The organism is Klebsiella ornithinolytica (assembly GCF_030505655.1).
GTDB classification, from domain to species: Bacteria; Pseudomonadota; Gammaproteobacteria; order Enterobacterales; family Enterobacteriaceae; genus Klebsiella; species Klebsiella ornithinolytica.
Map to the genome: position 1 here is coordinate 312040 of NZ_CP130154.1, position 14176 is coordinate 326215.

Below are 14176 nucleotides of genomic sequence, written 5' to 3' on the forward strand. Positions count from 1 at the left end.
GGGCAGTATGTACTGCGCATGATAACGAAATTATCGCACCTGAACTGATGACAGCATTTGTCGTAGTGGTATACAAAGCAGAAATTTGTTTTGGCTGAACGACACTGGACTCCTGGGACATAGTCAGGGAATGAGTAGTATCTGTGGACTGGCTATGCCGTTCGGTTGGTGTTCATAATGACATCCAGCAGTGACCGGGTTTACCGGTCAGTTGCTATTTAAGATAGGCGCGAACCAGTTCAATCGTATCGTCAACTGATTTACTGACTTCATGGCTATAGTTGTCATTCTGGTCAAAGGTTTCTCGTATGTGACTCTCCAGAACCTCAGCCATCAATCCGTTAGATGCGCCACGAACGGCAGCAATTTGCTGGAGAATGGCGCGGCATTCAGCACCATTTTCAAGTGCTCTTTCCAGAGCATCAATCTGCCCTCTGATGCGGCGAACCCGTGTCAGTACCTTTTTTTTCTCTTCCGGAGTACTGGGCATTTCTTACCTCACTATCTTTAAGTTGATATACTGCATCGGAGTATGCATTATCCGATCAATGAATGTATACCTCCCATGTAGTATACAAACATAACAGAGCACATACCGATAAGCTTTATTTATAAAATAAAACAACTGGTTATATTATTGGCAAAATACAGGCTGAAGGGTGTGATATTAGCCCAAAAGCATGGTCAAAAAAAGCGCGTCGCAAACACTGATTTTCGATATCAAGCCACTTCCTGTTAGCGCATATTGCTTTAGCAGGCTAAATCCTCTTCCTTTTGTCCGAACATCGTCTGGTACCGTCATAGTCTGTGGGAGCTGTGTTCTGGTGTTCGGGCGTACAGACACAACCCAGCCACTATAAATGCATGATAGTGACATCAGGCCATTTATCTGCCAGGTACTCAGCAACCAGCCGTCTGTGGCAATGATGTGGTTTATGTTCGCTACACAATAAGCAAGCATCAGCAAACTGACTCTTTTCGAGCGTTTCGATATGTCTTTTTGTAATCAGATCGATGAAATCCGAAGAATATATATCCCAGTCTCCTTTCTGTAATTTGTATCGCTCAAACATTTCCCGCGTCGGGGCAAGATCTGGCATATGTGCGTAATCGATATCACACAGAGTACGGGCAAAGAACTTCAGATCGTCCTGTTTTGCAAAACCTGCCAGCTGAGAGCGATTATTGAGACGCACATCCAGAATACGTCTTGCTCCGGATTCCTTCAGACGCGTAAAAAAATCCTCCGCCGAAGATTGTGTGAAACCAATCGTAAATAGTTTCATCAGGTTCTCCTTACCACCTGCATAACAGTGATGTTTAACACTGGATAAGATTTGGTGTTTTTGCTGTGCCCTGGTACAACAGGTTTCTTATCACGTATTTTTTCAGGTAGTTACAATGACAGGTAAAATGTTCAGGGGATATACCAGTAGCGTGACAGTGTCGTCATTCACGCTATGACGACACTGTCCTTTTACCAGTTCCGTGACAACTCCCGGGCAATAAACGGTGCCGTGCGGCTTTCACAAACCTGTGATACCTGGGCGGGTGTACCTTCTGCAACCAGGTTGCCTCCCTCATGACCTGCTCCGGGACCAATGTCCATAACCCAGTCAGCCTGCACGACTGCACGCATATCGTGTTCAATCACAACTACGGTATTCCCTGTCTCAACAAGACGCTGCAACTGCACAAGCAGACGGTCGGCGTCTGACGCATGGAGTCCGGTGGTCGGTTCATCCAGAACATACAGCGTATGGCCACGTTGGCTACGTTGCAGTTCGGTTGCCAGCTTTATCCGTTGAGCTTCTCCTCCGGATAACTCAGTGGCTGGTTGACCCAGACGCAGATATCCCAGACCGATTTCGCCCAGCAGGCGCAGAGGTCGCGCCACGGGTTCTACATCAGCAAAGAAGCTGCAGGCTTCATCCACTGTCATCTGCAAGACTTCCGCAATGTTTCGCTCCTTCCAGCGAACCCTGAGCGTATCCGGGTTATAGCGTGCGCCATGACATGTCGGACAAGGGGCATACACACTGGGCATAAACAAGAGTTCAACGCTGACGAACCCTTCACCCTCACAGGTTTCACAGCGACCTTTTGCCACATTGAAAGAAAACTGTCCGGCATCATAATGATAGTTTTTAGCAGCAGGTGTTCCGGCAAAGAGCTTACGAATATGGTCAAACAGTCCGGTATATGTCGCCAGGTTAGAACGCGGTGTCCGGCCTATCGGTTTCTGGTCAACCTGCACCAGACGTTTGATCAGTCCGGTGTCGCCTGTCAGCGTACCGTAAGTTTTCTCAGTAACGGTTGGTCCCTCAGCATCACTGCCCTCGGATAACACGTCTTCTGGTTCATGGCCAAGCGAGGAAAGCACCAGCTCAGGTAAGGCCTGAGCAATCAGACTAGACTTTCCGGAACCCGAAATACCTGTAACAGCGGTCAGTACCCCCAGAGGAATACAGGCGTCCAGTCCCTTCAGGTTGTGACGGTGAATATCCTGTAATTTTAACCATCCTGCTGGCTGTCGGGCGTATGATTGTGGTGGCCTGATTTCATCAAACAAATACCGCGCCGTTCTGGATTCAGCAATAGCTTTCAGACCTTCAGGTACACCACTGTAGAGAATATGACCGCCCTGTTCTCCTGCAGCGGGTCCCACATCAACCAGCCATTGCGCCCGTCGCATCAGGTCAAGATCATGCTCAACGACAAACACTGAGTTTCCGGCATCCCGCAGGTTCTCCAGAGCATCGTAAAGTGCATGGCTGTCTGCAGGGTGCAGGCCTGCTGATGGTTCATCGAGAACATAGACGACCCCAAACAACATGGAGCTAAGCTGAGTGGCAAGACGCAATCGCTGGAGTTCCCCTGCGGAGAGTGTTGGCGTTGTTCTGTCTAATGTCAGATAACCAAGTCCCAGTTTCTGCAACTGATACAGCCGGTCCATAACACCTCTGGTCAGTCGTTGAGCAGCCAGTCGTTTCTCTGTCGATAATGCTGAGGTCCGGCGGACATCCGGCGTTACAGAATGGACTGCTCTGCCGGAACCTGCGCGTTCTGTCCGGTCCCGGCGGGTGATATCCCTGTCAGTATCAGCCCCGGCATGATGCGTACTGAAATCCCCCCGGGAGATAGGAAGAAGCAACTCAGCCAGCTGGTCTAAAGGCATCTGCATAAACTCACCGATGTCCACTCCAGCAAAAGTGACTGACAATGATTCCGGTTTAAGCCTTTTTCCGTGGCAGACAGGACACAGTTTACCTTCCATAAAACTGGAGACGCGTTTCCTCATCAGTGCACTTTGGGTGTGTGCAAAGGTATGCAGAACATAACGTCGCGCCCCTGTAAACGTCCCCATATAACCCGGAGTCATTTTTTCCCTGACTGCGACACGTGTGTCTTCCGGGCTGAGTCCGGGGTAGACCGGCACCGTCGGGGTATCTTCAGTAAACAGGATCCAGTGTCGCTCTTCTTCAGATAACTCTTTCCAGGGGATATCGACGTCATAGCCCAGTGTCACCAGAATGTCGCGAAGATTTTGTCCGTGCCAGGCAGGTGGCCAGGAGGCAATGGCTCTGTCCCGGATACTGAGTGACGGATCAGGTACCATCAGTGCTTCTGTCACATCATAGATATGTCCGAGACCATGGCAGGATGGACATGCTCCCTGAGGCGTGTTAGGAGAAAAATCCTCAGCATAGAGCATAGGTTGTTCTGCCGGATAGGCTCCCGCCCGGGAATACATCATGCGCACCAGGCTCGATAAGGTGGTCACACTGCCGACAGAAGAGCGTGCATTGCTGGTTCCTCGCTGTTGTTGAAGGGCAACTGCAGGGGGGAGTCCATCAATGGCATCCACATCCGGAACACCGGCTTGATCAATGAGGCGCCGCGCATACGGGGCAACCGATTCAAAGTAGCGTCGTTGCGCCTCAGCATAAATGGTTCCAAAAGCCAGTGAAGACTTACCGGAACCAGAGACCCCCGAAAAGACAACAAGTGCATCACGCGGAACAGAGACATCCACCTCTTTAAGGTTGTGCTCCCTGGCACCACGTACCACAACAGAATTACTGGCGTCTGTCAGGGTTGGGGGGGCACCAAAAAGTTTCTTTGACATAGTTTAATCCTGTAATACGTAAATCAACTTTACTTCTGACGCTGGTTACGTTGAATGGCGTTAACCGATGTGCCGAACCATTAGTTAAGAAGGAATAATGACAAAAGGGATTTATGCAGCAGTAAGCGGATTGCCTGCGCCGGCGCCGGTGATTAAATAAGGAATGCCGCTGATGTTTCAGCGGCATCAGTAAGGTTCAGGTATCACTCTTCTGAGCGGGAATGGACCGCACTCTTATCCGGATCAGGTGATTTACCTCCCGTGATAATGCGGGCTCCCCTGTATCCGATACTGTGGTTCCAGATCCAGCTGATAGCGACACTCAACCGGTTTCTGGTTCCGATCAAAAAATACAGGTGGATAATTTTCCAGAACCACCACGCCATGGCTCCCCGGAGTTTTAACCGTCCCATATCAACCACAGCCAGTCCGCGACCGATGGTCGCCAGGTTCCCCTGATGCCGGTACCGGAAAGGTTTCAGGACAGGTTTTTCATCCTTTAAACGGGACTGGATCAGTTTAGCCACATACTGTCCTTCCTGTTTTGCGGCCGGAGCAATGCCCGGGATCATCCTGCCGTCCTCTCCGGTCACGGCCGCGGTATCACCTATTACAAATATTTCAGGGTGTAACGGGAGCGTGAGATCAGCTCCCACGATAACCCGACCAGCCCGATCAGCTTCCGTCTTGAGCCAGCGTGCAGCCGGAGAAGCAGTGACGCCTGCTGCCCAGATGATCGTTTTGGCAGGAAGAGGTTGCCCACCATATACTACGCCTTCGGCAGAGCATTCCGTTACCGGTTGGCCAAAACTGACTTCCACTCCCAGTTTCTCCAGGGACTGACGGGTATATTCCGATAATGACTCCGGGAAGGCAGTGAGCAATCGTTGTCCGGCTTCAACCAGAATAATTCTGGTCTCTGTCGGATCAATAGAACGGAAATCATTTTTCAGCGTTTTCCTTGCCAGTTCGGCAATGGTCCCGGACAGCTCAACGCCTGTCGGTCCCCCCCCGACAATGACGAATGTCTGGTAGGCAGCCCGTAACGCGGGATCAGTGGTATTCTCAGCTTGTTCAAAAGCGGAAAGGATCCGTGCGCGCAGGGTCGTGGCATCATCCAGGTTCTTCAGTCCCGGCGCAAACTGTTCCCACTCATCATGACCGAAATAAGCGTGCGTGGCCCCAGTGGCAACGACAAGCGTGTCATAATCAATTCGGGAACCATCTTTCAGCAGAACCTCCCGTGAATCGGTATCCACATCCTGGACCTCGGCCATCAGGGTACGTACATCCTCACGATGACGAAACAGAGAGCGAACGGGCCAGGCAATTTCTGCTGATGGCAGTGATGCGCCAGCGACCTGATAAAGTAAAGGCTGAAACAGATGGTGGTTACTCCGGTCAATGATTGTGATCGAAACGCCCGGCTCTTCCAGTTCTCTGACAACGGAGAGTCCACCGAACCCAGCCCCTATCACGACAACATGATGTTTTTGATCGCAGAAATGTACCATAACCATAATTCCTGAATTTAGCGCGTCAGTGCTGCTGCATGATGTGCAATGTGGTCGCCAATGTAGCTGGAGATAAAGTAATAGCTGTGATCGTGTCCCGGACGCAGGTTAAGCGTCAACGGATGACCGGTGTCCTCACAAACGCTCTTCAGTCTCTCCGGCTGAAGCTGAGTCTTCAGAAACTCATCATTCAGTCCTTGGTCTACAAGCAGAGGTAGCCTTTCCTGCGCTTTACGGATCAACTCAACCGTGTCGTACTGCTTCCAGTATTCCCGATCATCACCCAGATAAGCAGACAATGCATTTTCTCCCCAGGGCACCTGAGAAGGTGCGACGATCGGTGAGAATGCGGATACACTCTGATAGCGGCCCGGGTTTCTGAGCGCAATCATCAGGGCGCCATGTCCGCCCATCGAATGTCCACTGATACTTCTTTTATCAGACGCCGGGAACCATTCTTCAATCAGGGACGGGAGCTCGTTTACCACATAGTCATACATTTTGTAATGTGTCGCCCAGGGCTCCTGGGTTGCATTAACATAGAATCCGGCCCCCTGACCGAGAGCGTAGTCAGGATCATCAGGAATATCGGTGCCACGCGGACTGGTGTCTGGTGCCACAATCATGATCCCATGCTCTGCGGCATAACGCTGAACGCTCGATTTGGTAATAAAATTCTGTTCCGTACAGGTCAGACCGGAAAGCCAGTAGAGTACCGGTACATTACCGTTAAGCGCCTGGGGTGGAGTATAAACACCAAATTTCATCGTGCAGCCAAGCGTGCCAGACTCATGCTGATAAACTTCCTGCCACCCATCAAAGCTGGCATGATGTTCAAGACGTTCCATAATTTTCTCCGTATAACGACAGGACAATTCAGCAACAACGTAACAACTCAGTCAGAGCGGTTTTCGTTATGTTCAGGGTCGGTGTGCGAGTTTCTTATTCTTCGCACCACCCACCAAATCGCGAGCACAATGAAGGGCACGAGAATGGCAACCGCCAGCTCAGGTGGCATGACATCGTGGATCCCGGGAACCCCTTTCACCAGATACGAAATCAGACTCACCACATAATATGAAATGGCGGCAACAGACAATCCTTCAACGGTTTGCTGCAGATGTAGCTGTTGTCTGGCCCGGTTATTCATCGAAGCCAGCAGGTCACGGTTCTGATGTTCCAGTTCAACATCTATCCAGGAGCGAAGTAACGAAATAGCCCGCATGAGTTTGTCAGACAGCTTCGCCTGTCGTTCTTTCACAGAACGGCAGGTTCGCATGGCTGGGGCAATGCGCCGTTGCAAAAAATCAGACCAGGTGTAGTAGCCTGGAACCGGCGTTTCGGAGAGCGTATTCAGCCTTTCCTCAACAATTTCATAGTAGGCCTGGCTTGCGCCAAACCGGTACAGATTCGCTGCAGCGCCGGCTTCAAGTTCTGCGGCAAGATTGGTCAACGCAGAGAGCAACTGTTCATTTTTACGATGCTCTCCGGTGCGCATTTCTTCTGTAATTTCAGCCAGTCGGTTTTCCACTCGCCTCAGTTCAGAGGCCATGGTTCTTGTAAGTGGTAAAGAAAGCAAAGCAAGCGTGCGATAATTTTCAATCTCAAGCAGCCGCTGAACCAGTGCACCCAGCTGTGCCTCTGTCAGGTCCCGTTCAAGTATCAGAATGCGTGTCAGCCCGTCTTTATCCTGGCGAAAATCAGAGATAATTGCGGCACGGCCATTTTCTGTTACTGAATAGCACCTGCTGACAGGATCTAAATTCGTTACTGCAGCCTCAGATTCTGCAGTCCATGGCAGAATATCCAGACGGGTACCACAGATAACCGAACCCGGTGGCGTGAAACCATGCCGGAAGGGGTTCTCTCCCCTTAACTGTCCGTCACGCGGATCGCATGTGGTACTCCATAAGTAGGTGGAAAACTCACCGTGTTTTTCACAATACAAAGCGCCTTCCCGCCACGTGATACCGTGCAGGGGTGCTGAATTTTCTGATGGTGTTAAACCAAGACGATCTGACAGCTCAACCATGACCCGCTGGTCACCTGACTGGTCGCCTTTAGTCATGAAAGCAAACTGCAGCAGGGTCTGTGGTGATGTGATAAGCAGGTGCGGACGCGCATGTACTTCATTGACAGCGGCCGTTCTGTCTTTATGAGCCGGCATCCCGTACACGGTTTCGGGTGATTGCATCTCAGAACGGATAGCAGATAATGCTGACTCTTTCATAAGACTCTCTCTTTTTCTGACGGCCAGTCACATTACGCTTCGAGAAAGATACCCGCAGACGTAAACGTCTGCGGGTTGATCTTCATACGCTGGCACAACTCATACCGTTCGCCTGATCGGCAAACCGTACAACATTTGTGTCGGATGCACCCTACGATCAGATGAAGGTATAGGAGCAGATCTTGTTACCAGCCGGATCACGCAGGTAGGCAGCATAAGCACCTGGCAGATGACCACGAGGACCCGGTTGGCCTTCATCAGTCCCGCCAGCAGCCAGGCCTGCGGCATGGAAAGCGTCAACTTCAGCAGGCGTGGCGGCAGCAAAGCCAATTGTCACACCATTGCTGGATGGCGCTTCACCATTGCCAGGACGGGCAATGATGAAAGCCGGCTTGTCACGGCCAAACAACACCCAGCCATTACCAAAAGGACCAAGGTTGTTGATACCGAGTGCACCTAAAGTGGCGTCATAAAACTCAGCCGACTTTTGAACATCTACAGCACCGATAAAGACGTGAGAGAAGATGCCATTGCCTGAAATAACTGGATTGGACATGGATTGTTTCCTTTAAAACTAATATTGAAAGATCGCCAGTGAAACCTGAATCAGTAGTGGATCACTGTACGAATAGATTTGCCTTCATGCATCAGGTCGAAGGCGTCATTAATCTCTTCAAGGCCCATGGTATGAGTCACGAATGGTGCGAGATCGATTTCGCCTTTCATCGCATCTTCAACCATGCCCGGCAGCTGGGTACGACCTTTAACACCACCAAAGGCAGAACCCTTCCATACACGGCCGGTGACCAGCTGGAATGGACGAGTGGAGATTTCTTTACCTGCACCCGCAACACCGATAACGACGGACTGACCCCAGCCACGGTGTGCCGCTTCAAGTGCAGAACGCATTACGTTTACGTTACCGATACATTCAAACGTATGGTCGACACCCCAGCCTGTCAGTTCAATGAGAACGTCCTGGATAGGTTTGTCGTAGTCTTTCGGGTTAATGCAGTCAGTTGCACCAAATGAACGGGCCAGGTCAAATTTCTCCGGATTGGTATCGATGGCAAAGATACGACCCGCTTTTGCCTGACGCGCGCCCTGTACCGCTGCAAGGCCAATACCACCCAGGCCAAAAATAGCAACCGTGTCACCTGGTTGTACTTTCGCAGTGTTGTGAACCGCACCGATACCTGTCGTTACGCCACAACCCAGCAGACAGACATGTTCATGATTCGCCTGTGGATTAATTTTGGCTAAAGACACTTCTGCGACGACGGTATACTCACTGAATGTAGAGCAGCCCATATAGTGGAAAAGAGGCTGGCCCTTGTAAGAGAAACGGGTCGTGCCATCAGGCATAAGTCCTTTACCCTGGGTGGCGCGAACAGAGACACACAGGTTAGTTTTTCCGGATTTACAGAACAGACACTCGCCGCATTCTGCCGTGTAAAGCGGAATAACATGATCGCCAGGTTTCACACTGGTGACCCCTTCGCCGACTTCCACAACAACACCCGCACCTTCATGACCCAGTACTGCCGGGAACACACCTTCCGGATCATCACCGGACAAGGTAAATGCATCAGTGTGGCAGACGCCGGTATGGGTGATTTTTACCAGTACTTCACCCTTACGAGGCGGCTCCACATCAATTTCAACGATCTCGAGGGGCTTACCAGGAGCAAATGCTACAGCTGCACGTGATTTCATATGTCATATCCTTTTATTACTGTTTTTACTGACCCCATCAGACGTCTGCCTGGCAGAGTTAACGGAGATATGAGCGAACAATGGAAATAGCGTCGTTGATAGATTTCGTCTGCGACCCCCTTCTTTTGTTCGTATCGGGAAATTCTTCCCTGAGATAGCTTTCCAGAACAACAGTCATCAGGCCTTTAACGGCTCCTCGTACCGAAGCCAGTTGCTGCAACAATGAAGAACATTCCGCTTCGTTTTCAATCGCCTGTTCCAGCGCTGCAATCTGACCTTTGATACGTCGTACCCGGACAAGCGCCTGTTTCTTTTCTTCTGGAGAATGTGGCATTGATTGTCCCTGTTAATCAGGATTGAAGAGACTATAGTATACCCCCCTATACTATGCAAGAAAAAATGTTGACCCCACGATGTACAAATCCAGACAGATGACAGAGTTGTATCAGGCACATTCGTACTTTAACGGTACACAATAGAAGTGAACAGAACGCCAACTTATTGGTACAGAACAAATAACTTTTCTTCAGTCAGGCATAAATGCCTTACGTCGGGTTGTCATAAACTATAGTGTAGTAGTGTTAACGCTGTCCGGGGCGTTCCAACCAGGAGAGATCATAATGTCCACAGGAAAATTCATTTTACATTCAGGCTATATCCCGTCAGGAGATCAGCCCGAAGCAATAGCCAGACTGATAGCGGGAGTCGAAGCAGGAGCGACACATCAGACACTTCAGGGGATAACCGGTTCGGGTAAAACCTTCACCATGGCGAATGTGATACACCGTTTGCAGCGCCCTACATTAATACTGGCTCCTAACAAGACGTTAACCGCACAGCTTTATCTGGAGATGAAGCAGTTTTTCCCAGAAAATGCTGTCGAATACTTCGTTTCTTACTACGACTTTTTTCAGCCAGAAGTCTATATCCCCGGAAGTGACCGCTTTATCCCGAAAGATTCCGCTATCAACGATCATCTTGAAAGGTTACGGTTATCTACGACCAAGGCATTGATTGAACGTCAGGATGTGATAGTCGTCGCTTCCGTCTCTTCGATATACGGATTAGGTGATCCGGACGCATACAGAGAGATCCAGATCCCGGTATACCCGGGACGACAACTCGCCCAGCGGGAGTTAATTCATCAACTGGCACGTCTGCAGTATGCCCGTACAGACAAAACTCTGGGACGGGCGATGTTCCGGGTTCGCGGTGACGTTATTGATATATTCCCTGCCGATTCCGAACATCAGGCCATCAGGGTCGAACTTTTTGATGATGTTATAGAATCCGCAAAATGGATTGATCCTGTCAGTGGGAAAATTGCGGGCGACATTGAACATTATTTAATATCACCCAAAACACTCTTTGTTACACCGACCGCAAAAATACCCTCAGCCACCAAAAGCATTCTTACTGACATGGAGAAACGGGTTGCTGAACTTAACAAAGCAAATCGTCTGATAGAGGCTGAGCGCTTATACGAACGCGTCAACAATGATGTTGAAATGATCCGTGAACTGGGTTACTGCTCAGGTATGGAAAACTATTCCTGCTATTTCAGCGACAGAAATCCGGAACTCCCACCGACAACGCTGCTGGATTACCTGCCAAAAAATGGCCTGCTCTTTGTTGATGAATCGCACGTAATGGTCCCGCAAATCTCAGCCATGTACAGTGGCGATCAGAGTCGCAAGGATACTCTTATCGATTTCGGCTTCCGTCTGCCCTCCTCAAAAAACAATCGACCCCTGAGTTTTGCTGAGTTTGAGAAGATTAAGCCCCAGACTGTCTTTGTTTCCGCAACCCCAGGTAAATATGAATTGCAGAAATCAAAGAAAAATGTTGTTCAGCAAATTATCCGCCCCACCGGTTTACTGGATCCCGAAATTGAGGTCCGAAGCAAAGACCAGTGTGTGGAGAACTTACTTGAAGAAATCCGTCATTGCGTCAACAGAAACAATCGTGTCCTGGTGACAGTGCTGACCAAAAAGACCGCAGAAGAACTGAATGATTTTCTGACAGAAAATGGGATCCTGTCCCGATATCTGCATTCTGATATCAAAACAGATGAAAGACAGGAAATTATCAATGGATTACGGGCCGGGGAATTTGATGTCTTAATCGGCATCAGTCTGCTGCGTGAAGGACTCGACATCCCTGAAGCCTCACTGGTCGCGATACTTGATGCTGACCATGCAGGTTTTTTACGTTCATCACACGCACTTATTCAGATGATTGGACGTGTGGCACGTAATGTGGAGGGTAAAGCCGTACTCTATGCAAACAGGATCACTCCGGCCATGAAACAGGCGATGGATGAAACGCACAATCGCAGGGAACGTCAGATAGCCTATAACCTGGAACATCATATTAAACCAGTGACTTCAGTTCGTAAGCGGAGTACTGAACAGGATGAAAGCGTCTATCCTGCCACTCATACAGAGGCATTCTGTTCAACGCTATCAGAGTTGTGTGAAAGAATTACTGTTAAAGAAAAGCAATTACTGGCGATCGAGAATTCAGGTGAGGAGAAGGATATAGAAAAATTAAGAACAGAACTGAGTGATTTGTATCGTCAATTTATATTCATGTAACAGCATCATAAAAATCATCCTGTATTAATCAGGATGATTTTTATACACACAATACTTTCCCTCTTGAAATCCGTATTCACAGGAATTACTTTCCGTGCTTCCAGTAAGGAGTAGTTCCGATTTCATCGATAATAAAATCAATAAAATCAATAAAATCAATAAAACCCCTTACTTTATATGACATGTTTTTTTGCGGATAAATAATCCAGATCGCTGATTCATTGGGGTACATACTGAATTCCCAGTCCGGAATAAAAAAGAAGAAAATGGTCCGTAAGATGTTAAGTAAATCCTGCTGAGCTCATCCCATTCCAGTGGACTGACTGAGTAATACATCTATCTGGTGGTGATCCCTGAGTCTGAGTACGGTAATCAGCTCCGGACGTTCAGCAAGACGAACCAGTTCGGGCAACGACAACTGCAGGAGTTTATCTCCGGTACACTTGTCGATACCTAGCCGAAACAGGGCTGTGTCTTCGTAATGATTCAGAACCCGCTGGGCAAGCAATAAATAGGAAAGATTGTGATGCCAGATTTGCCTCTCAATCTCTGCATTCATTATTTTCATTCAGATTCTCCCTTTTTCCAGTAACGTCTGGGGGCAATAACAAAAGAGTCAGGGCTCTGTTGTCGCCAGGTAATGCCGTAAAGGATGTATTTGATGTCCCCGGTCATCGAAGTTGACAGTTCTAAGCCAGATAGTTATCGCACTGGATATTCTTTCCCATTCATCCTGAATGATTGAATACATTACAACGTCCACGCTCCTTGATTTAAGTATTTGTTTATTACGCAGTACACCCTCTTTCTGGAACCCTAATCTCTCGGCAGATCTCATACCCTGAGAGTTGAGCCTGTCGGTTTGCCATTCACAGCGACGATATTTAAGCACATCAAAAACATATGATAGTATCAGGAAAATTGCTTCTGTACTGACTGAAGTTCGTTTGATAACTGGAGTAAGATGTACGCCTCCTATTTCTGCTACGTCATTTTTATTGTCGAGGTTATACAGAGAAAGAGTTCCCACAGCATTTTCTGAATTATTTTCTATAATGGCGTAATGATATACTCCCTTCTGTTGAATGAGTTGCTGAATATAACTGTGGGTTGCCTGTTTTGTCGGCGGTCTTTCATCCGGAAGATAGGTCCAGTCACGTGAATCCTCTATACTGTGCCATCCCTGGAAGAGGTCATTCCCGTGACGGGTGGACAGCAACTGCAGAGTGCAATAACGCCCTGGTAATTGGCGCAAATCAGGTAATGAAAGAGTGACGTCATCGTCAAGGTGACTGCCTATATATTGACCGAAATTATTTTGCTCTGTCATATTCTTCTCCTTAAGAAACGTAAGGATAACAATGAGAAGTTTCGGCGTTTATTTTAGATATAAGCAACTGAAATCTTAACGGTATGTACCATATCAGATGTATCCTGAGAAACATCATATATTAACAATAGCATATATTGCGTTTGTATCAACGCTTATATTCATTTTGAGAACATGTTCGCAATTAGTTAATTATCTCGAAGTAACGGAAATATGTCAGATATTATATTGTGATTATTATTGTGTGGGTATTAATGATGTTGTTCATTATTTAAACAAAAAAAGACTGAGGGACCGTTATCCGGAAAATGTTGTATCGCCAGGAGGATAAAACAGGACAAGTTTAGCAACATACGAGAAAACCGCAAACCAAATGAAAAACCGTTTTGGCAATTTCTGAATGAATCAAGAATTGCTCCCTGACTCACCGATCGTCAGCGTTTCCCGAAGGAATCTGATTCCGTCTGATATTTCTTAAGGATAAGACCAAAATATGAAAAAAGGGAAGTCAGGATGACCTCCCACTAATTGCCTGAAAACCTGTATTTTATACATTACTGGATGTTGAAAACACTGAGCGAACGCAAGGCATGATGTACGCGTGCTGTTCTGTTTCCAGTGCTGGATTCATTGATGGCGCAACCACCTCTGCCAGTCAGT

General features: G+C 48.4%; 12 protein-coding genes. 1 reads left to right on the forward strand and 11 read right to left on the reverse strand.

The genetic code is table 11. The features are described 5' to 3' along the window. Positions 1–214 precede the first annotated feature (214 nt). From frmR (Q1L34_RS27845) to frmR (Q1L34_RS27885), 9 genes are all read right to left on the reverse strand, one after another. The gene (frmR, locus tag Q1L34_RS27845) at positions 215–490 is read right to left on the reverse strand and encodes a formaldehyde-responsive transcriptional repressor FrmR (RefSeq protein ID WP_001141269.1); all 276 of its coding nucleotides are present in this window, start codon (positions 488–490) and stop codon (positions 215–217) included. Positions 491–854: 364 nt separating this feature from the next. Continuing rightward, positions 855–1286 carry a DUF488 domain-containing protein gene (locus tag Q1L34_RS27850; RefSeq protein WP_000765646.1) on the reverse strand — a complete coding sequence of 144 codons (432 nt, stop codon included), beginning with the start codon at positions 1284–1286 and terminating at the stop codon, positions 855–857. 191 nt (positions 1287–1477) lie between these two features. Further along, on the reverse strand, positions 1478–4129 hold the full coding sequence (locus tag Q1L34_RS27855) for an excinuclease ABC subunit UvrA (RefSeq protein WP_000038427.1): 2652 nt from the start codon (positions 4127–4129) through the stop codon (positions 1478–1480). 203 nt (positions 4130–4332) lie between these two features. Then, positions 4333–5643 (reverse strand): NAD(P)/FAD-dependent oxidoreductase, encoded by a 1311-nt coding sequence (locus tag Q1L34_RS27860; protein WP_000233327.1) that lies wholly within the window; start codon positions 5641–5643, stop codon positions 4333–4335. A gap of 17 nt (positions 5644–5660) precedes the next feature. Next, positions 5661–6491, reverse strand: a complete 831-nt coding sequence (gene fghA / locus Q1L34_RS27865) for an S-formylglutathione hydrolase (protein WP_000440264.1) — start codon at positions 6489–6491, stop codon at positions 5661–5663. Between the two features lie 47 nt (positions 6492–6538). Continuing rightward, positions 6539–7873 carry a DUF3422 family protein gene (locus tag Q1L34_RS27870; protein ID WP_000664785.1) on the reverse strand — a complete coding sequence of 445 codons (1335 nt, stop codon included), beginning with the start codon at positions 7871–7873 and terminating at the stop codon, positions 6539–6541. A gap of 157 nt (positions 7874–8030) precedes the next feature. Beyond that, entirely contained in the window at positions 8031–8429 is a 399-nt protein-coding gene (locus Q1L34_RS27875) for a VOC family protein (protein WP_000070400.1), read from the reverse strand. A gap of 50 nt (positions 8430–8479) precedes the next feature. Further along, entirely contained in the window at positions 8480–9589 is a 1110-nt protein-coding gene (locus tag Q1L34_RS27880; protein ID WP_000842119.1) for an S-(hydroxymethyl)glutathione dehydrogenase/class III alcohol dehydrogenase, read from the reverse strand. Between the two features lie 58 nt (positions 9590–9647). After that, positions 9648–9923 (reverse strand): formaldehyde-responsive transcriptional repressor FrmR, encoded by a 276-nt coding sequence (frmR, locus tag Q1L34_RS27885; protein WP_001120775.1) that lies wholly within the window; start codon positions 9921–9923, stop codon positions 9648–9650. Positions 9924–10209: 286 nt separating this feature from the next. Here frmR (Q1L34_RS27885) and uvrB point away from each other — a divergent pair, with 286 nt between their 5' ends. Continuing rightward, complete coding sequence (gene uvrB / locus Q1L34_RS27890; protein WP_000103071.1) at positions 10210–12186, forward strand: excinuclease ABC subunit UvrB; 1977 nt, start codon at positions 10210–10212, stop codon at positions 12184–12186. A 301-nt stretch (positions 12187–12487) separates the two neighbouring features. On the opposite strand, the gene Q1L34_RS27895 is transcribed toward uvrB, so the two are convergent. Together Q1L34_RS27895 and Q1L34_RS27900 are read right to left on the reverse strand one after the other, a co-directional pair. Continuing rightward, positions 12488–12754 carry a flagellar transcriptional regulator FlhD gene (locus Q1L34_RS27895; RefSeq protein WP_000699996.1) on the reverse strand — a complete coding sequence of 89 codons (267 nt, stop codon included), beginning with the start codon at positions 12752–12754 and terminating at the stop codon, positions 12488–12490. A 48-nt stretch (positions 12755–12802) separates the two neighbouring features. Next, a complete protein-coding gene (locus Q1L34_RS27900) occupies positions 12803–13516 on the reverse strand; it encodes a GNAT family N-acetyltransferase (RefSeq protein ID WP_000139428.1) in 714 nt (237 codons plus the stop codon). Positions 13517–14176: the final 660 nt, after the last annotated feature.

Bases quoted from the DNA above. Each gene is read 5' to 3' on its own strand.
- uvrB (WP_000103071.1), top strand. From the start codon at position 10,210: ATGTCCACAGGAAAATTCATTTTACATTCAGGCTATATCCCGTCAGGA.
- Q1L34_RS27860 (WP_000233327.1), bottom strand. From the start codon at position 5,643: ATGGTACATTTCTGCGATCAAAAACATCATGTTGTCGTGATAGGGGCT.
- fghA (WP_000440264.1), bottom strand. From the start codon at position 6,491: ATGGAACGTCTTGAACATCATGCCAGCTTTGATGGGTGGCAGGAAGTT.
- frmR (WP_001141269.1), bottom strand. From the start codon at position 490: ATGCCCAGTACTCCGGAAGAGAAAAAAAAGGTACTGACACGGGTTCGC.
- Q1L34_RS27870 (WP_000664785.1), bottom strand. From the start codon at position 7,873: ATGAAAGAGTCAGCATTATCTGCTATCCGTTCTGAGATGCAATCACCC.
- Q1L34_RS27900 (WP_000139428.1), bottom strand. From the start codon at position 13,516: ATGACAGAGCAAAATAATTTCGGTCAATATATAGGCAGTCACCTTGAC.
- Q1L34_RS27875 (WP_000070400.1), bottom strand. From the start codon at position 8,429: ATGTCCAATCCAGTTATTTCAGGCAATGGCATCTTCTCTCACGTCTTT.
- Q1L34_RS27895 (WP_000699996.1), bottom strand. From the start codon at position 12,754: ATGAAAATAATGAATGCAGAGATTGAGAGGCAAATCTGGCATCACAAT.
- Q1L34_RS27855 (WP_000038427.1), bottom strand. From the start codon at position 4,129: ATGTCAAAGAAACTTTTTGGTGCCCCCCCAACCCTGACAGACGCCAGT.
- frmR (WP_001120775.1), bottom strand. From the start codon at position 9,923: ATGCCACATTCTCCAGAAGAAAAGAAACAGGCGCTTGTCCGGGTACGA.
- Q1L34_RS27880 (WP_000842119.1), bottom strand. From the start codon at position 9,589: ATGAAATCACGTGCAGCTGTAGCATTTGCTCCTGGTAAGCCCCTCGAG.
- Q1L34_RS27850 (WP_000765646.1), bottom strand. From the start codon at position 1,286: ATGAAACTATTTACGATTGGTTTCACACAATCTTCGGCGGAGGATTTT.